Here is a 19,404-nt window from a genome sequence, read left to right on the forward strand (position 1 = left end):
TTGGCATGAAAAACGCCTGATTTGAGCCACTTTTGCTGAGATAGCTGCATTGGAGTCCGAAACTGTGTGCAAAAGGCGATAAATGAGCAAATAACGCCTCTTGAGTCCTTAAGCGTCTGTGGATGTATGCGATGTTATCTTCCTAGATCCGTAAGCGCCTGATGATGTGTGGGGTGTTATCGTGTTAGGTCCGTAAGTCCCCAGAAATGAGTGTGATTCGGCGGTAACGGACCCAGTAGCCCCTAAACGTTGCATTTATCGACTTTTGGTGTGCTATCGGACCCTATAGTTGCTATTGGTATAAAAAACGCCCAATTTGAGCCACTTTTGATGAAATAGCTGCGCTGGAGTCCGAAACTGTGCCCAAAAGGCGATAAATATGCAAATAACGTCTCCTGAGTCCGAAAGCGCCTGATGATATGTTGGGTGTTTTTGTGCTAGGTCAGTAAGCCCCAAAGGATGAGTGTGATTCAATGCTAACGGACTCAGTAGCCCCTAAACGTTGCATTTATCGACTTTTGGTGTGCTATCGGACGCTATAGTTGCTATTGGTATGAAAAACGCCCGATTTGAGCCACTTTGGATGAAATAGCTGCACTGGAGTCCGAAAATGTGCCCAAAAGGCGATAAATGAGAAAATAACGCCTCCTGAGTCCTTAAGCTCCTGAGGATGTACTCGGTATTAGGTGTTATCGTGGCCGAGTCCGAAAGCGCCTGATGTGTGTTGGGTGTTATTGTGTTAGGTCCGTAAGTCCCCAGAGATGAGTGGGATACGGCGGTAACGGACCCAGTAGCCCCTAAACGTTGCATTTATCGACTTTTGGTGTGCTATCGGACCCTATAGTCACTATTGGCATGAAAAACGCCCCATTTGTGCCACTTTGGATGAAATAGCTGCGCTGGAGTCCGAAACTGTACCCAAAAGACGATAATTGAGCAAATAACACCTCCTGAGTCCGCAAGCGCTTGAGGATACATTCGGTGTTATCGTGGCCGAGTCCGAAAGCGCCTGATGTGTGTTGGGTGTTATTGTGTTAGGTCCGTAAGTCCCCAGAAATGAGTGTGATTTGGCGGCAACGGACCCAGTAGCCCCTAAACGTTGCATTTATCGACTTTTGGCGTGCTATCGGACCCTATAGTCGCTATTGGCATAAAAATCGCCCGATCAGAGCCACTTTGGATGAAATAGCTGCACTGGAGTCCGAAACTGTGCCCAAAAGGCGATAATTGAGCAAATAACGCCTTCTGAGTCCTTAAGCGCCAGTGGATGTACTCGTTGTTATCGCCCTAGATCCGTAAACGCCTGAGGATGTATAAGGTGTTATCGTGGCTGAATCAGTAAGCGCCAGAGGATGTAGGCGGTGTTATCGTGGCTGAGTCCGAAAGCGCCTGATGATATGTTGGGTGTTTTTGTGCTAGGTCAGTAAGCCCCAAAGGATGAGTGTGATTCAATGCTAACGGACTCAAGAGTCGTTATTTGCATGAACTTAAGGGATGATTAGGTTTCGGAGACCGAAAAGAATCCAGTATATGGAGTATACCTGCTTCTTTCTTGTTGATCCCTTTTTAGCATAATTTTGGAGGATAAAAGGGGGAGATGCAGGGGATAATTTCTAGGAAACCTATTGTGACAGGAGTGACTACTGTGGAGAAACAATCAGCACAGGGGATCAGTAACAACTCTCAAAATAACGATAAGTCTGAGCAGACTCTAAGTACGTCACTGGATGATATGTTGAGTCTGTTTCGGCAAATCTTTAATAATGATGGAACGCTTAGGATAAGAGTGCTAAATAATATTCATAGTGACGGCATCCGCTGCGGATTAGTTTATGTTGACGGGATGGTTGACAGGGAAATGATTCAGTATGGGGTGATCAAGCCCCTAATGAAATTTGATTTTACGGAAATGGATAGTGGGAATAGAGCTGAACTGATGGAGAAAATCCGGACGATGGTTATTAATATTAGCGATGTAGTCTGCTCTACGAGTTTGGATGAGATGGTTAGCGCGGTCGTAGCTGGAAAAACATTATTTCTGATGGATGGTTTTGCGGGTGCGCTAAACATTAGTGCACAGGGGTGGGAAACTAAGGCTATCGCAGAGCCTGTGACGGAAAAAAGCGTCAAGGGTCCACGAGAAGGTTTTACAGAGTCACTGCTTGTAAACTTGACTCTCATTCGCCGAAGAGTGCAAAGTCCGGACTTAAAGTTGATTTATGGCCAGATCGGGGTCCGCTCCAAAACAGAAACTTGTATTTGTTATATTGAAGGTTTGGCCTCACCGGATGTTGTTAAAGAGCTGCAGAACCGAATTCAGCAGGTGGACATAGATGTTGTTTTGGATACATCTATTCTTTCGGAGCTTATTCGAGATGAACCTTTTTCACCCTTTGAAATGACGGGAAGCACAGAACGTCCTGATTCTGTAGTAAGCAAAATTATGGAGGGGAGAGTTGCCTTATTAATGGAAGGCAGCCCTTATGCAATGACAGTGCCCTATTTGTTTGTGGAGAATTTTCAGGCCAGTGCTGATTATTATATTAACTATTACTTTGGTTCGTTTAACCGAATGATAAGGGTACTTGGAGCTTTTTTGTCTATTAGTATTCCTGCTTTGTACGTAGCTTTAGTTACCTATAGTCAGGAAATGATTCCTACCATGTTGTTACTTAGTATTTCAACGTCGAGAGTAGCCGTTCCTTTTCCGACTGTGGTCGAGGTTTTGTTCATGCTAACGATTTTTGAAATTCTGCGAGAGGCAGGAGAACGAATACCGACCTACATTGGTCAGGCGATTAGCATCGTAGGTGCGCTTGTGTTGGGTCAGGCGGCTGTGGAAGCAAGAATAGTTAGCGCACCTATGATTATTGTAGTGGGTTTAACAGGAATTATGGCTTTGCTTAACCCTACACTGACGGGTCCTCTAATCGTGGTAAGATCGCTTTTACTATTGGCTACCTTCTTTCTGGGGTTATACGGGTATTTCTTAGGTGTGATCGGTTTAGTTATTCATTTGATGAGTTTACGTTCCTTTGGAGTTCAATACATGCTTGGAGTAGGTTCTATTCGCCCGCAGGATATTAAGGATACAGCTATAAGGGCGCCGTGGTGGCACATGTATTTACGTCCGGCGATGATTGGAGCACGTAACCGAAAGAGAAAAGCGGCAAATAAAGTAAGGAATCGGTCATGAATAAAATTAAAAAAGGGTTGCTAGCTTGTATATCGCTATTACTTCTGGTCAGTATCTTGGGCTGTTGGGATTACGCCGAAATTGAAGATAGGGCGGTTGTAGCAGGCATTGGCATCGATAAAGATTCTGACGGAAAGCTGTTAGCAACGGTCGAAATCGTGGATACGAAAGAGGGGATGAAATCCAGTCAAGCGGGTTATAAGATGGTCAGTCTTTCAGGTAAAACGTTATTTGAAATTGTGCGAGGTATGATTTCAATTACGGGAAAGAAATTATTTTGGAGCCATTCCAAGGCGATCATTATTAGTGAGGAAGTAGCCAAGGAAGGGGTTGTAAAAGTGATTGATTGGTATAACAGAGATACAGAAACTCGATCAGATGTATACGTGTTTGTTTCTAAAGAGAAGACGGCTCAGGAAGTAATTAATTTAAATAGCTCAACAGAAACTATTATGTCTTATGGTCTTGCTCAGCAGATGGCAATTGAACAAAATGTAAGTACGGCCCCGGTTGTGGAGATTTGGGACTTCATTGAAAAGCTGGAGACGCCCGGGGATTGTGCTATAGCTCCTCTTATTTATATTCACGAGAAAAATGGCCAGAAAAATCCGCGTGTCAGCGGTACAGCTATCTTCAGAATGGATAAAATGATAGGCAAGCTGAGTGGCGAAGAGACCAAATTCATGTTGTTTATTAAAGATAAGATAAAGGGTGGGGTGTTAACCGTGAATAACGAAAAGGGAGCCCCCGACTTCACACTTGAGATCTTTTCTAATAAAACAAAAGTAAAGCCTGTTTGGATAAACGGTAAACTCCAATTACAGGTAAATATGGTCACGCATACCGGGCTTGATGAGGTAATGACTACTGAAGGATTCACTAGTCTGAATAGTAAAAATGTTATAGAGAAGCGTGCCGCTAAGGAATTACAGGAGAATACTCTCTCTGTAATTAAAAAGGTGCAGCAGGAATATCATTCCGATATTTTTGGATTCGGAGAGATTATCTTTGAGAATATGCCTAAGACCTGGACCAAGCTCGATAAAGATTGGGAACGAGAATTCTCTAGTCTAGATGTGGTTGTAAATTCAACAGTTATTATTGAGAGCAGTGCTCAGAACTCAAGGTCTATACAGATCCATCAAGAATAGGTGATTAAATTGGCTGTTATCGTTGTGATGATATACTTTTTTGTTGTATTGATAGATCCTTACGGACTGTTAAAGCAAGGAATGAAACGGGATTTTTATGTGTGTACTACACTATGTCTGCTTTCTTTCTGTATAGCTTTTGCATTGGCCATGAAATGGCAGCTTCCTAGTCCTTCACCTTTAATTGTGAGTTGGATCAGCAAGTTATTCTAGTTACAAGCCCAAGAGGAGATTTAAGCATGAAAAAAGAGATCATACCCACAGGGCATTCTATAAGTATTGTTGTTCTATTTATTATTGGAACTTCACTATTCATGGGACTGCCGGGAAAATCGGGCAACAGTAGCTGGATTGCTCTACTTTTAGCCATATCATTAACGGTTCCCCTGCTGTTTATGTACGCCAGATTTCATGTTCTTTTTCCGGGTAAGAATCTATTTGATATATTGATCATCGTATTTGGATCTATCTTTGGGAGAGTAGTGTCCTGTCTATATATATGGTATGCACTGCATATGGGGGCACTTGTTCTACGGAATTTTGGGGAGTTTAGTAAAACGGTTGCCTTGACAGAGACGCCTATGATTGCACCTATGTTATGCGTGGGTCTGTTATGTATTTGGGTGGTTAAGGCAGGGATTGAGGTGATTGGGAGATGTGCTAAGCTATTTCTATTGCTTCTTTTAGCGGAGATTCTGTTTATTGAAATCTTAGCCATTCCCAAGCTTAAGTATCACTATTTGAAGCCTTTTCTTGACAGTGGATGGTCACCGATATTTGCAGATACAATTGGATCATTTACTTTTCCTTTTGCTGAAATTGTTCTTTTTATGGGCGTATTTAGTCATTTGCCGGCAAAAGACTCAGCCAAAAAGATTCTGCTAAGCGGATTGCTGATTTCTGGTGTGGTGATTTTGCTCGTTTCTCTGCGGAATTTGCTGATTCTCAATCCTGATATTGTTCAAAGCTTATACTTCCCCTCGTATGTTGCGGTTAGTAGGATTAATATAGGGGATTTTTTGACCCGAATGGAGGCATCATCAGCACTTGGATTTGTAATCACGATATTCATAAAGGCCAGCTTATGTTTATATGTGGCTAGTGTTGGAGTCGCTAAGTTGTTCAAACTGAAGAGCTACCGATCCGTTGTGCTTCAGCTGGGATTGATTATGGTTTATTTCTCACAATTTATCTTTAAGGATATTATGGAGATGCAGCATTTTGCCTATACTATTTATCCAATATATGCGCTTCCTTTCCAGGTGATTATTCCGTTGATATTATGGATTTGCGCTGAAATTGTTGTGAGCCGAGATAAAAATAAACAGATAGCGCCGCAGTCGCAGCAATAGCTCTAAATAGGAGGATACAGGTGTCTCGTGAGCCATAAAAAGTGGCTGTTGGGATGCTTGTGTCCTTTTTGTTATGAGTAATTAGGTGAAATCCCACATTCGGAATCTTAGCGGAGCGCATAGTTGTTATTGATTAGCGTCCTCTGAGTCCGTAAGTTTCAGGAGAGGGCGATGATGCTATAATGATAGATACATAGAATAGAGGTTACTTTTTTTGAGAACAGGGGAGCTGATCCATCATTGAATACATATATTCTTATATATGATAGCTTTGTGCAGTTTGAGGTTACATTGGCAGCTTATTTTATGAAAACAAAGGGTGAGGTTTATACCTTAGGTTTGGAAGATAAGGCGTTAATCTCCTGCGAGGGTTTTTCTGTGAATCCATCCGTATTGGTTGAAAATGTGGACGTTAGCACCATAGATTTATTGATTATCCCTGGTGGGGAAACAGATAATTTAATAGGGCAGGAGGCTCTATTAGATTTAATCAGAAGCCTGAATGGAGCAGGCAAAGTCATCGCGGGCATTTGCGGTGGGGTATCCATTCTTAAGGCAGCCGGAGTACTGGATGGTAAGGTTTATGTGGACAATGAATCTGGCGTATCTAACGTCGTTGTCGATGGAACAATCATTACCGCTAAGCCGAATGGATATGTAGATTTTGCGCTTGAAATTGGGGCGAGTAATGAGTATCTATAAAGATGAGGCAGATTTGCAAGAAACGATAGATTTCTTTAAACATTTTAAATCCGTTTAAGGAGTAGAAGAGGGGAAACATGTATGAACGTTAGCAATATCATTATGTCCTCTTATTGGGGTAGAGAGGTTAAACATAAATATATCACCCAAGGGTCCAAAGCGCTGGCTGTTATTTTTCCGGGTAAAAATTATTCAGCTGATCGCTCTCTGCTGGATTATGCGGCTAAAGCTGCCCGGGAGCATAATTGTGATGTTCTGCTTTTAGAATATGGTTACCAGAGTGCTAGGGTGGATTTCAAGCGTGAAGAAATGAGTATTATCATTGAGGAATGTAAAGCCGTGATTGCTTCTCTGCCGGATTATAAGAGGTTTCTTTTTATAAGTAAAAGCATGGGAGCTGTTATTGCAGGTAGAATAGCTGAAGAGCTAGAAATACAGAAGAAGACGTCTCATCTATATATCACCCCGTTGCCTGAGGCGGTGCCGCTGATTCAGCGGAGTCGGGGGACTGTAATTTATGGTGGCAGTGACCCCTTATTTGGTGAAGAGCATTCGGGTGAAATTAGTGGGCTGAATCATTTGAAGGTGTATAGAATCGATGATGCCAATCATTCGCTGGAGGTAGGCAGTGTCAACGAGTCACTAGCAATACTGCTGGTCATCATTAATTTCTATCATGAATTTTTCCGGGATGCTTTAAATTAATAACTTTAGGAGATGATGAGTGTGATTTTGGAAGCTGCGATGCTGCAAGTGAAGCCTGGTTTGACTACTGAATTTGAGCAAAGCTTCAAGGAGGCATCAAGCTTAATCTCCTCGATAGAAGGTTATATGGGCCATGAATTACAACATTGCTTGGAGGATGATCATAAGTATCTGTTGCTGGTGAAGTGGAGAACGCTTGAAGACCACACTGTTGGATTTAGAGAATCCAGCCAATATCAGGAATGGAAAGCACTCCTTCACCATTACTACGACCCATTTCCGGTAGTTGAGCATTTTACCCGCATTAATCTGGACTAAATGGAGGATACCGAATGAAGGCCAAGCTTGTTGGGGAAGGCAGAACAGCGGAGATCTGGCAGCATGACGATCAGAGGATTCTTAAATTGTACCGGGAGGATATAGCAGAGCAACACGTCAGCCGGGAATATAAAATCAGCCAGTTTGTACATGCGCGGGGTGTTCGGACCCCTCAGCCTTTTGAGCTTATTTCTGAACAGAATCGACAAGGTATCGTTTTTCAACAAATTCAGGGTCCCTCTTTACTAAAGGTGATGGGTGAGAAGCCTTGGAAAGTTACCCAATATGCCAGGCTGATGGCGGGGCTTCATTGTGATTTACATAAGCTTGAAACTACAGAGGAAATCGGCCAGCAAAAGGATATGCTGAAAAGTCAGATCATGGTTGCCCCTATGCTGAGCGAAGAGGAAAAATCCGTCATTTTGAAGTATCTGGAGAAGCTGCCGGAAGGCACTCGTTTATGTCATGGGGATTTTCATCCCGACAATGTGCTTATGGATGAACAGCTCTGGGTGATCGACTGGATGACGGGTGTAGTGGGAGAACCTGCTGGAGATGCTGCGCGTTCCGTAGTGATGTTCAGTTTGGGAGCTATGCCTCCGGGAGCTTCGGCCTTCTCCAAATTAATGTTAAGTTTTATAAGAAAAAGATTAACTAAGGGATACATTCAAGAGTATCTCAGATTATCAGGACACACTTATGAGGACGTAGACCGCTGGATTTTGCCAATCGCTGCCGCACGTCTGGTGGAGGGGCTTTCGCCTCCAGAGAAGGAGCTGCTGGTAAAAGAAGTTCGTAAACGTCTACACACCTTAGCCGCAGAGGTAAGCTGATCATGGCACAAAAACGGAGGCGTATTCTATGACTACCTATATAGCGCTGCTGCGTGGAATTAACGTCGGCGGGAACAAAATTATTAAAATGTTGGACCTGAAGGCGATGTTTCAGTCTCTTGGATTTGCAAATGTACGAACGTATATTCAGAGTGGAAATGTCGTTTTTGAGAGTGATGAAGGTTCGGTAAGCCTGCTTAGAGGAGTCATTGAACGTCAGATTCATGAGGTTTTTGGATTCGAGGTCTCTGTTATTATCCGTACTTTAGCAGAAATGGAGAATGTGATCGCTAACGATCCCTTTCAGCTGTCCGAGCCAGAGGAATTCAAAAGATGGTATGTTACTTTTTTACCAGCCGAGCCTTCAGGGGAAGCATTGGATAAACTGTGCACTTATGAGAATGGACCGGATAAAGTGCGTTTTGTCGGCAGAGAGATGTATATATTATATGAGGTCAGTGTGAGCCAATCATCGCTTTTTAAAGTCCCTTTTGACAAAATACTCGGGATGCCCATTACCGCACGCAACTGGAACACGGTGAATAAGCTTGTTGCCATAGGCAAGATGGAATAACATAGTTTGGATTGAACAGGGTACCGAAAGGCTCCACATTGTGGGGTCTTTTTTGCGTTCCGGCAGCCTCATTTATTCAGCAAACATTCAGCTTGCACTCATTGAGAGTTAAGGTATGGATGAAATAATACACCTACGGAAAGCTTGGGCCGGAGTTACAGAACTGCCGGCATATAGAATGATCAAGGGATAGGAGTGAAATGGAGATGAGTTTTGCTAGAAAAATAAGCTCGGATCTTATACTGTGGCTCATTTTAATACTCGCTGCTTTTTTGTACGGTTATGGAGTTTGGAATGACCACTATGTGAATACATACTACACCACTGCCGTGGGAAGTATGCTGCAAAACTTTCATAATTTCTTCTTCGCTTCACTCGACTCTGCAGGTTCAGTCACGGTGGATAAACCACCGGTCACCTTTTGGATTCAGACTCTTAGCGCACTCATTTTCGGGCTGCATGGCTGGAGTGTAATTTTACCTCAGGCGCTTGGGGGCGTGGGCTCCGTGTTGCTCGTATACCTTCTGGTAAAACCTACCTTTGGTAAAGCAGCAGCTCGTTTAGCAGCGCTGGCCATGGCAACAACTCCAGTAGCGGCGGCTGTTAGCCGGACGAATAACATTGATGCTTTGTTAGTATTCACGTTACTGTTGGCGGTTTGGTTTTTATTTAAAGGAACGAAGAGTAATAAGCTGGGCAGTCTCCTTGCCGCATTCGCTTTAATCGGTGTTGGGTTTAATGAGAAGATGTTGCAGGCTTATATGGTATTGCCGGCTTTTTATCTCTTTTATGTCTTGGCTGCGAAAGTGAACTGGAAGCGAAAAACTGGAGTATTAGCGGCCTCGACAGCTATATTACTCGTGGTCTCGTTATCCTGGGCAGTGATAGTGGATTCGATTCCCGCTAGTAAACGACCTTATATCGGCAGCAGCGGTACTAACTCCGTGCTCAATCTTGCCTTTGGTTATAATGGTGTCGCCCGATTGACGGGTGATCGGGGGACAGGTGGTGTCGGAGGTGGAATGCCTTCAATGAATGGTGGTGAGATGCCGAACATGAATGGCGAGATGCCAGCTATGAACGGTGAAAGACCCGCTATGAACGGGGCAGATGCTGAAAATGGTACGGATAGCGGACGTGGATCATTTTCGGGTCGGCAAGGTATGAATTCAACCTCAGACAGTCAAAATGGCGCCGATGATGGAGGTTCTCCAGGGCAACCACCCGGCGGTGGAACAGATAATCAAAACCGGCAATTTGGTGGTGAAGGTGGGGGTCAAGGACAACGCGGCGGCATGAATGGCGGCGGAGGTGGAATGTTCAATACTGGAACCGCAGGTCCACTGCGCCTGTTCCAATCAGAGCTGTCAGGTCAGGCAAGCTGGATGCTGCCTTTTGTATTGTTTGGTTGTATTGGATTATTCGCTAATCTGCGGAGAAGGAACTTTACGCAAGGGCATAAAGAAGCTCTATTCTGGTTAGCATGGCTGGTGCCGGTGATGGGATTCTTCAGTATTGCGGGATTCTTCCATCAATATTATCTGGTGATGATGGCTCCGCCGATAGCCGCGCTGGTCGGTGCAGGCTGGTCAAAGCTCTGGAGTCTGTATCGTGAGCACTCTGGTTGGCTGTCATGGCTATTGCCAGTTGCGACGCTGGTTACAGCAGTTTTTCAATGGTACATTATTCATCCTTATGACGATACGATTGGCAGGGGCTGGTCGATTGGCATTCTGGCTGCCGGTATAGTTGTTTCTTTGGTGCTGGTCGTTCTTAAAGGCAAGCAGAAGCCATTTGTTTTCTCGGCAAGTATTGTTGCTGTACTAGTATTGTTAATTGGCCCGCTCTACTGGGCAGCTACCCCAATTACTTATGGCCTGAATAGCCAAACCCCTGAAGCAGGACCAGGGAGCAGTGAGAGCAGAGGAGGAATGGGCGGCAATTCTAGCAACTTTGGGCGTAATAGCGCCACAAGTGCGAACGAGAGTCTGTTGTCCTATCTGGAGGAAAATAATACTGGGGAGCCTTATCTGTTTGCCGTATTGGATTATGGCACAGCAGCTCCTTATATCGTCGATAAGGGGGCATCGGTTGTTATTCTGAACGGTTTTTCCAATTCGGACACAGTATATACCACAGATACCCTAGAGGCGTTAGTAAAGAGTGGAAAGGTGAAATACTTCCTGCTGAGCAGCGGCGGTATGGGGGGGGGACGTGGAGGGAACTCTACGCTATCTACCTGGATTACCGACAATGGTACAGAGGTTCCAGCAGCGGATTGGGCAGGAAACGATGCTGGTAACAGCGGAACGTTATACAAAGTTACAGTTAACTAGTTCAGTGTTTTAGAGTACGAAGCGTGCTAATACATTTGCAGGCACGCTTCAGCATTCAAATTAAAGGAGGAGCTGCTCATGAGCATCAACGTGCGCTATTCCATTATTATACCGATGTTTAATGAAGAGGCAGTCATTCAGGAAACGTATCGCCGTATTAAAAAAGTGATGGCAATGACGGAGGAAGTGTATGAGCTGATCTTCGTGAATGACGGCAGCACCGACAACTGTGCCCAGATGATCGAGGAATATAGCTACTGGGATGAGAGTGTGAAGCTGATCGATTTGTCACGTAACTTCGGACATCAGATCGCTATTACTGCCGGAATGGACTATGCCCTTGGGGATGCAGTTGTCATTATTGATGCTGATTTGCAAGACCCGCCTGAGCTGATCTTGGACATGATTGCGGAATGGAAGAAGGGGTATGAAGTTGTATATGCTAAACGGGTGAAGCGTAATGGTGAATCCTTATTCAAAAAGTGGACGGCCAGCCTCTTTTATAGAATTCTGCGTTATTCAACCGATATTTCTATCCCTGTTGATACGGGTGATTTTCGGCTTATAGATCGTAGGGTCTGCGAAGAGCTCAAACGTCTACCGGAGAAAAACCGTTTCGTGCGCGGACTGGTCAGCTGGGTTGGTTTCCGTCAGAAGGCGATTGAATATGAACGGGATGAACGTCTGGCGGGGGAAACTAAATATCCACTAAAACGTATGATCAAGCTCTCTTTGGACGGAATCACCTCCTTTTCCTATAAGCCGCTGAAGCTGGCAGGATATTTGGGCGCACTGCTGTCGGCTTCTGGTTTTCTGTACCTTATGTATGTTTTGTACCTGGTGATTTTTACAGACTCAGTTGTTAAGGGCTGGGCTTCGATGATTGGAATTACGCTGACCTTCAACGGATTTGTACTCATTATGCTAGGAATACTAGGTGAATATGTCGGCCGGATTTATGACGAAACTAAGGGACGTCCGCTTTATATTGTCCAAGAGTTCTATGAAGGTAAGGGGCAGCAAAAGAACATTCGTGAGCACCCTGTGACCCATCTCCGTAAATAAACTGCAAGGGAGGGATTCATGATGAAGATTAGAAAAGCTGTCATTCCCGCCGCGGGCTTAGGCACTCGTTTCCTGCCTGCCACTAAGGCTCAGCCAAAAGAAATGCTGCCCATTGTGGATAAACCAGCGATTCAATATATCGTAGAAGAAGCCGTCCGCTCTGGTATTGAAAGTATTATCATCGTGACCGGCCGCAATAAGAAGTCGATTGAAGATCATTTTGATAAATCGGTGGAGCTGGAGCAGACGCTTTTGGAAAAAGGGAAAGAGGATCTACTTCGTGAAGTCCAGCTAATCAGTGAGCTAGCGAGCATCCATTACATTAGGCAAAAAGAGCCGCTGGGACTAGGCCATGCCATCCTTTGTGCGGAACAATTTATCGGTGATGAACCTTTTGCTGTTTTGCTTGGTGACGATATTATGGTTTCGGAGGACCCGGCGCTGCTGCAGATGATGAGATTGTATGAGCAAGAGGAGCAGACTATCGTCGGTGTGCAGCAGGTGCCACGGCAGGAGGTTAACAAATATGGGATTATAGCCTCCAGCGGCTCACTAAATGGAGTTCATGAAGTAAAAGGACTGGTAGAGAAGCCCTCGCCTGAAACAGCTCCTTCAGAATACGCCATTATGGGGCGATACATTTTGGAGCCTACGATATTCTCAGTACTGGCTAACCTCGAACGTGGAGCGGGCGGGGAATATCAACTGACGGATGCTTTGCACGAGGTATGCCGGCAAGAAGGATTGCTGGCGCTGGATTTAATCGGCAAACGTTATGATATTGGTGATAAATTTGGTTACATTAAAGCCACGCTGGAGGTAGGTTTGATGCGGGAGGATTTGCTCCCATTATTGGTTCCGTATTTGCAGGAGCTGGCTGCTAGTCTTAAGGGAAGAGAAGAAGAAGTGGATTCCTTGCATTGGAGTATACACAGTTGAGGGAAAGGAACTGTTTCAAACGATCATAACATCGGCTTTGGCGGTGGGATGAGGTTTTGAAGCAGTTTTTTTGCGTGTGGTGTTCAAAGGACGGTGAGGGACGAGCAAATAAGTGTACTTTATACAATTAAAAGTATGGGGGGACAGCTGCAAATCGATTTAGTTGCACTTGATACATCTATATCTTCACATTTTAACTAGAATGCTCATTTAGTTTGTTTTTAGTTGCATAAAATACACTTAAAACAGCCGTGTGGGTGTTATTGCATGAAATAGCTGCATCAAGTGCAGTTATTTTTAAATTTCGTAACTTGGTTCTCCTGGGTGACGAAAAAATCCGAAAGACCGATTCCTAAGAATCATCCTCCGGATTTATGTTTTGAGTATAGATTAAGCTTTCAGCACATCATGATCAACGTAACGCGTACCATTTAACTCGCTAATTACATTAATAGCTACCTTCGCACCATCGCCTGCGGTAATAATGGCATGTACACTTACTCCAGCAACAGTACCAGCAGCCCAAATACCTGCGATATTCGTTTTGCCTTCAGCATCAACGGCTACTACAGTTTTGATTCTTGGCTCTGTACCATCCTTAGTCTCCACACCAGCTTTGGCAGCTAGATCTGTAAGGGCGCCTGTGGCAAGAATGACATGTTTTGCTTCATAGATAATTCCATCTTCAGTTTCAATGACAAAACCATTGCCGCTGGAGGTGAGGTTGATAGCCTGTTCGGAAACCAGCTCAGCGCCAAATTTAACGGCTTGCTTATGCCCGGTTTCGACCAGCTCAGGACCACCTACTTCGGAAATTCCATAAAAGTTCTCAAACCAACCTCTGCGGGTCATGCCCTTATCGTTGTCGATCAGCAGCGTTTTTTTGCCCGCCTTGGCGGCGAACAGGGCTGCGCTTGCACCGGCAGGACCGGCGCCAATTACGGCGATTTCGTACATGTATTTACCTCCTAAAAGTTTTGTGGAGCGATGCTCCTTAGAATGGACTACATAGCAAAACTGGCAACGAAAGCATACGCTTAAGTTTTGTGGAGCGACGCTCCAGTTCCTCTTAATTATAACGGTTGTTACTCTTCCTTGGCTAATCCTTCCTCGCAAGGCAGGCTAACCGTAAACGTTGTCCCCTCGCCAACGGTGCTATTTACACTAATCTTGCCGTGATGTGCCTCGACAATAGATTTTGTGATGGAGAGACCCAACCCTGATCCGCCGTATTTACGTGTGCGAGAGGAGTCACTGCGGTAGAATCGATCAAAGATATGTGGGATGTGCTCTCCGGGAATTCCGTAGCCATTATCCCGCACGCTTAATAGAGCTTGATTTCCTTCCGCTTGCAAAGAGAGATGAATGCTCCCTGTCGTGGCATTGGTATGCTGAACTGCATTGTGGAACAGATTCAGAATCACCTGCTTGAGCTTATAGGGATCATATTTACCACGGATGCCATAGGAGATATCAAATGTAACTTTACGTTGATCCGCGAGCAAAAGCAGATGCGGCTTCATTTCGTGAATTACCTCGCTGAGAATCAGATCAGTCATCTGCAGCTGTGGAGCTCCATCCATTCGAGCGAGCAGTAGCAGATCCTCGACCAGCTTGTTGATCCGTTTCGATTCACCATGCATGCTTCGCAACGAGTTATATAACTGTTCTTTATTATCGGCGGCGCCCCGCAGCAAGACCTCAAGAAAACCGTGTATTGAGGTAAGCGGAGTTCTAAGCTCGTGGGAAGCATCGGCAGCGAACCTGCGCATCTGCTCTTTGGCCTCCCGTTCATTATGAAAGGATATTTCGAGACGTTCGAGCATACCATTGAATGAATGAGCAAGCTTGTCGATCTCGGCTTGTCCTTGGTCAACTGGAAACCGAATGTCCAAATTACCGGCATTAATGATCTCAGCCGATTCTCCCATATTAGATAGAGGAACTAACGTCTTTCGCAGGGCCGGTAAGTATAGGAATAATCCAGTCAATAAAGCAATCACTGACAAACCTGCGTAGATCAGCAGCTGCTGCATTATCACATCCGTCAATGGCCCCGTGCTCACACTCATTTGCAGCAGCAATCTAGTATTTCCAGGCCTATAAAGATTCATGAATATGGCTAGATGTTCAGTGCCGTCTTCAGCTTGGATGAGCTTGTAATTTCCTGTCGCCCTATCCGTGGTGTGAATCAGCAGCGCATCGTATTGCTCATTGGTCAGCCTGGGTGCTGCTATATCTGAGAGGGTTAATTGCTGTAAATCCCTGAAGGTGCCATCCGAGCTGTACATGGCGAGAGTTGTATGGGCATCAAGCAGAAGCGGGCGCCGGTTCTCGCCAGTTCGCAGCCCACTTGGCATTTTATTCATGTCTTCTCTTTCCAACGGGAAATTGCTGTTAAACTCGTTGTTCGTGTCATTTATGCCTGTGCTATCCTCGTCATAGGAATTAAAAAAGTTAAAAAACATCTCACGGGGGACAGAACGTATTTGCGCTTCCATAGACTCGGCTCTATTGCTGTATATAAAATCTCGCATAAGGATATATTGTAAGACTCCAATTAGCAGCAGCAATCCTGATAGAATAAGCAGCGATGTGGCAAGCAGCTGTTTACGCAAGGAACGTGGTGCAGGCAGTCTGCGAAGCCATCTGAAGATGGGAGTGCTCATAGATCCACCCGGTAGCCTGCGCCCCGCAGGGTACGGATAATACGGTGCTCCTTATCTCCGAGCTTCTCACGAAGCGAACGGATATAGACCTCAACAATATTTTCCTCACCGCCAAAATCATAGCCCCACACTTTATCAAGAATCATAGGCTTGCTGAGTACAAGGCCGTGATTGATAACGAGATACTGTAATAACTCGTATTCCGTAGGGGAGAGTTCAAGTACTTCCTCCCTGAAGCGAATTTCCTTTCGCCGACTGTCAATTCGGAAAGGACCGCAGCGGACCTCACCTAGCAGCCCCGGAAACTGATTCCGCAGCCGCGCTTGGATCCGCGCTAGTAATTCATCAAAGCTGAAGGGCTTGACCATATAGTCGTCAGCACCAATAGATAGTCCTTTTACGCGATCATCCACTTCGTCTTTTGCAGTAAGCATGATGACAGCTACCTCTGTCTCTTCTGAGCGCAGATAGTGACATACCTCGAATCCATCCATACCCGGCATCATCACATCCAGGATAGCTACATGGGGCTTGAATTCAGCTGCAATCGAAATGGCGCTTAGCCCGTCCGACGCGGTTCGTACTTCAAAACCTTCGTTAAGGAGACCCAGCTCCAGGAACTGTAATATATGAGGCTCATCATCTACGAGCAGAAGTCGAACTCCTTGTACTGCTTTCATCATAGGTTCCTCCAAATCGGTGATAGATAGCTTCATTATGCCATATCCGGTTGAATGTTTGCTGAAGACCGAATGATTCTTTTTCTAGAATAAATGAGTGAATTTCTTTCACATGGCTTTAAATTGGTTAATCTAGTTATAAGGAATATTAACGTGTTTAATGACAAACAGGGTTAAAAATTCCGGATTTTCGGAATTGCGATAAAGGGTTTTGACGAAGAATATAGAACACTTTACAATAAGGATAATCTCCTGATTCAGGCTCCTGATTTTGGAGAATGCTCTCCCTATTTTAGGTTAGATCATCCGAACGTGTAAAATTTCCTTCCTCGTTTTTTCAACTTTGTCATCTTCCTATCAAGGCTCATTTCTTTCTGGTGTATTTCTTTTCTAATTCACTTCTTTTTGGAATTCTGTTCATTCATCCTAGGTTTGCTGAACTTTATATTACCCATAAGTCAAGGGAGGCTTTTCCATGAAGAAAAAAGAAATGGTAGCCATGCTATTGGCTGGAGGCCAAGGCAAAAGATTGAAAGGTTTAACCAAATCGCTTGCCAAGCCCGCTGTCTATTTTGGGGGCACTTATCGGATCATCGACTTTCCTTTAAGTAACTGCTCCAACTCGGGTATTGATACTGTCGGTGTATTGACACAGTATGAGCCACTTATACTACATTCTTACATCGGAGTAGGCAGTGATTGGGATTTGAACCGTAAGAATGGTGGAGTATTCGTATTGCCACCGCATGAACGTGAGAATGGAAGCAGCTGGTATCGGGGAACAGCCGATGCGATTTATCGAAATCTTAAATTTGTAGATCAGTTCGACCCCGAGCATGTTCTTATTCTATCCGGTGATCACATTTATAAAATGGATTATCATGCTATGCTGCAATACCACAAGGAGAGAAACGCAGATTGCACGATTTCTGTGATTGACGTTCCGCTGGAGGAAGCAAGTCGATTTGGAATCTTAAATACGGAGGACGATCTGAAAATTTACGAATTTGAAGAGAAGCCTGCACAGCCAAAAAGCACGCTAGCTTCTATGGGTGTGTACATCTTTAAATGGGAAATTCTCCGCAAGCATTTACTGGAGGACGGAGAGAATATAGGGTCATCTCACGATTTTGGTAAGGATATCATTCCTTTGATGCTGGAAGACGGGAACTCTTTATTTGCGTACCCTTTTGAAGGGTATTGGAGAGACGTTGGTACGGTAGCAAGCCTGTGGGAAGCGAATATGGATTTACTGAGCGATAATCCACCGCTTAATCTAAATGATCCCAGCTGGCGCATATTTACACGCAATCCGAATCAACCTGCTCAATATGTCGCACCTGGGGCGAAAGTGTCAGGATGCATTATTAATGAAGGCTGCATTGTGCATGGTGAAGTGAAGCACTCGGTTCTTTTTTATGGCGTAGAAGTAGGTGAAGGCAGTGTGATTACGGACTCCGTAATTATGCCTAAGGTTAAGATTGGTAAGAACGTACGCATTCATAAAGCGATTATTAGTGAAAATACGGTAATCGACGATTATATGGAAATAGGCATCGAGCGGGAGAACGAGAACGAAATTCTGCTGATCGACAATAAAAGCAAAAAACGTAAATCAGCTGTGGCCAAAACCATATAATCAAGCTAAAACGCCTTCGGCGTCCTTCTAGGGACGGTAAGCGTTTATGCGAGATTTATAAGGATAAAGTATATAGTGAAACTTATACTTTCTTATAAATTATAAGAGGACGGTGGATTCCGATGAAGCAACTCATGGGTGTAATTAATCTGGATCATGAACTCGATAAATTAAATGAACTCACTTATTTCCGCTGTGGTGCAGCCGTACCTTTTGCCAGTCGTTATCGGTTGATAGATTTCGTGCTTTCCAATATGATGCGTGCGGATCTGGAGAGCGTGGGCCTGTTTGTTCGCCGTAAATACCGTTCTTTAATGGACCATTTGGGTGACGGGAAATCTTGGGATATGAATCGCAAGCATGGGGGACTATTTATTTTGCCTCCGGACTGGAATGATCCCACCGATACTTCTCTTGGCGACCTTCAGCATTATCATAATAATCTGGATCTTTTTAAACGGGGATCTGCTAAATATATTGTGTTTTCCGGCAGCCAGCATATTAATACTATCGATCTCCAGGACTTGTACAGCTACCATTTGGAGAAGGGTGCCGATGTTACAGTAGTATACAAAAAAATAGAGCAATTACAGCCAGAGCATGAGTTATGCCAGCGTATTGAAGTGGACGAAGAGAATAATGTGACCAATATCCATCATGAGAAGGATCATCCCAATTTATATCTCGATATCTTCATTATGGAGAAAAAACTGTTCCTGGAGCAGGTGGAACATTGCATTGCACATGGGGAGAGTTACTTTTTCCGTGATGTGATCCAGAAAAACCGCCATAAATTCAAAATCGCTGCTTATGAGTATCATGGCTATCATGCCGTAATTAATTCATTGGAAAGCTATTATAAGAATAGTCTGGAGCTGCTTCAGCAGGAGAATTACTTTAGTCTGTTCAAAGAAAGTCCAGTGCAGACGAAGATTAAATATGAGGCTCCTACCCGATATTTAGAGAGCGCAAATGTCAGCAATTCACTGGTGGCTAACGGCTGCATTATAGCTGGAACGGTGGAGAACAGCGTGATCTTTCGTGGGGTTCAGGTACGTAAAGGAGCGAAGATCATCAACTCTGTAATTATGCAGAAGTGCATTATAGAGGAAGATGCTGTTATTGAGAATGTGATCATGGATAAGGACGTACATTTAAGTAAGAATCGAATTCTCGTCGGGGATAGTAAACGTCCATTTGTGATCGCCAAGAGCAGCAAAATATAAACCAACTGGATTAGATGAA

At 44.4% G+C, this 19,404-nt stretch carries 16 protein-coding genes; 13 read left to right on the forward strand and 3 right to left on the reverse strand.

Annotated elements, in window-relative coordinates:
- Positions 1 to 1,645: 1,645 nt before the first annotated feature.
- The 11 genes from MHI32_RS03180 (at position 1,646) to galU (ending at position 13,171) form a co-directional block, all read left to right on the forward strand.
- Positions 1,646 to 3,196, forward strand: coding sequence for a spore germination protein (locus MHI32_RS03180; RefSeq protein WP_217696914.1), 1,551 nt, complete (start codon positions 1,646 to 1,648; stop codon positions 3,194 to 3,196).
- The gene (locus tag MHI32_RS03185; RefSeq protein WP_339171077.1) at positions 3,193 to 4,347 is read left to right on the forward strand and encodes a Ger(x)C family spore germination protein; all 1,155 of its coding nucleotides are present in this window, start codon (positions 3,193 to 3,195) and stop codon (positions 4,345 to 4,347) included. Before MHI32_RS03180 ends, MHI32_RS03185 begins: the two co-directional genes overlap by 4 nt.
- 239 nt (positions 4,348 to 4,586) lie before the next feature.
- A complete protein-coding gene (locus MHI32_RS03190) occupies positions 4,587 to 5,699 on the forward strand; it encodes an endospore germination permease (protein ID WP_340011871.1) in 1,113 nt (370 codons plus the stop codon).
- 240 nt (positions 5,700 to 5,939) lie between these two features.
- On the forward strand, positions 5,940 to 6,401 hold the full coding sequence (locus MHI32_RS03195) for a DJ-1/PfpI family protein (protein WP_340011872.1): 462 nt from the start codon (positions 5,940 to 5,942) through the stop codon (positions 6,399 to 6,401).
- 81 nt (positions 6,402 to 6,482) lie between these two features.
- A complete protein-coding gene (locus MHI32_RS03200; RefSeq protein ID WP_076138393.1) occupies positions 6,483 to 7,106 on the forward strand; it encodes a hypothetical protein in 624 nt (207 codons plus the stop codon).
- 21 nt (positions 7,107 to 7,127) lie between these two features.
- A complete protein-coding gene (locus tag MHI32_RS03205) occupies positions 7,128 to 7,424 on the forward strand; it encodes an antibiotic biosynthesis monooxygenase (protein ID WP_036676767.1) in 297 nt (98 codons plus the stop codon).
- Between the two features lie 14 nt (positions 7,425 to 7,438).
- The gene (locus MHI32_RS03210; protein WP_340011873.1) at positions 7,439 to 8,257 is read left to right on the forward strand and encodes an aminoglycoside phosphotransferase family protein; all 819 of its coding nucleotides are present in this window, start codon (positions 7,439 to 7,441) and stop codon (positions 8,255 to 8,257) included.
- A 28-nt stretch (positions 8,258 to 8,285) separates the two neighbouring features.
- Positions 8,286 to 8,831, forward strand: a complete 546-nt coding sequence (locus tag MHI32_RS03215; RefSeq protein WP_076186269.1) for a DUF1697 domain-containing protein — start codon at positions 8,286 to 8,288, stop codon at positions 8,829 to 8,831.
- A gap of 206 nt (positions 8,832 to 9,037) precedes the next feature.
- Positions 9,038 to 11,167 (forward strand): glycosyltransferase family 39 protein, encoded by a 2,130-nt coding sequence (locus MHI32_RS03220; protein WP_340011874.1) that lies wholly within the window; start codon positions 9,038 to 9,040, stop codon positions 11,165 to 11,167.
- 78 nt (positions 11,168 to 11,245) lie between these two features.
- The gene (locus tag MHI32_RS03225) at positions 11,246 to 12,232 is read left to right on the forward strand and encodes a glycosyltransferase family 2 protein (RefSeq protein ID WP_076138397.1); all 987 of its coding nucleotides are present in this window, start codon (positions 11,246 to 11,248) and stop codon (positions 12,230 to 12,232) included.
- Positions 12,233 to 12,250: 18 nt separating this feature from the next.
- Positions 12,251 to 13,171 (forward strand): UTP--glucose-1-phosphate uridylyltransferase GalU, encoded by a 921-nt coding sequence (gene galU, locus MHI32_RS03230; protein WP_179088263.1) that lies wholly within the window; start codon positions 12,251 to 12,253, stop codon positions 13,169 to 13,171.
- 390 nt (positions 13,172 to 13,561) lie between these two features.
- Here galU and MHI32_RS03235 read toward each other — a convergent pair whose 3' ends face one another.
- The 3 genes from MHI32_RS03235 to MHI32_RS03245 all read right to left on the reverse strand — a co-directional run bounded on the left by MHI32_RS03235 (position 13,562) and on the right by MHI32_RS03245 (position 16,520).
- The gene (locus MHI32_RS03235; protein WP_076124415.1) at positions 13,562 to 14,128 is read right to left on the reverse strand and encodes an FAD-dependent oxidoreductase; all 567 of its coding nucleotides are present in this window, start codon (positions 14,126 to 14,128) and stop codon (positions 13,562 to 13,564) included.
- Between the two features lie 128 nt (positions 14,129 to 14,256).
- Positions 14,257 to 15,840 (reverse strand): HAMP domain-containing sensor histidine kinase, encoded by a 1,584-nt coding sequence (locus tag MHI32_RS03240; protein WP_076186276.1) that lies wholly within the window; start codon positions 15,838 to 15,840, stop codon positions 14,257 to 14,259.
- On the reverse strand, positions 15,837 to 16,520 hold the full coding sequence (locus MHI32_RS03245) for a response regulator transcription factor (RefSeq protein ID WP_038568592.1): 684 nt from the start codon (positions 16,518 to 16,520) through the stop codon (positions 15,837 to 15,839). Before MHI32_RS03245 ends, MHI32_RS03240 begins: the two co-directional genes overlap by 4 nt.
- Positions 16,521 to 16,995: 475 nt before the next feature.
- Between MHI32_RS03245 and MHI32_RS03250 the strand changes: the two genes are divergently transcribed.
- A complete protein-coding gene (locus MHI32_RS03250; protein ID WP_038568594.1) occupies positions 16,996 to 18,159 on the forward strand; it encodes a glucose-1-phosphate adenylyltransferase in 1,164 nt (387 codons plus the stop codon).
- Between the two features lie 122 nt (positions 18,160 to 18,281).
- Positions 18,282 to 19,385, forward strand: coding sequence for a glucose-1-phosphate adenylyltransferase subunit GlgD (glgD, locus tag MHI32_RS03255; RefSeq protein ID WP_036676786.1), 1,104 nt, complete (start codon positions 18,282 to 18,284; stop codon positions 19,383 to 19,385).
- Positions 19,386 to 19,404: the final 19 nt, after the last annotated feature.

This window comes from Paenibacillus sp. FSL H7-0690 (genome assembly GCF_037980415.1).
In the GTDB taxonomy this organism is placed as follows: Bacteria; Bacillota; Bacilli; order Paenibacillales; family Paenibacillaceae; genus Paenibacillus_AQ; species Paenibacillus_AQ odorifer.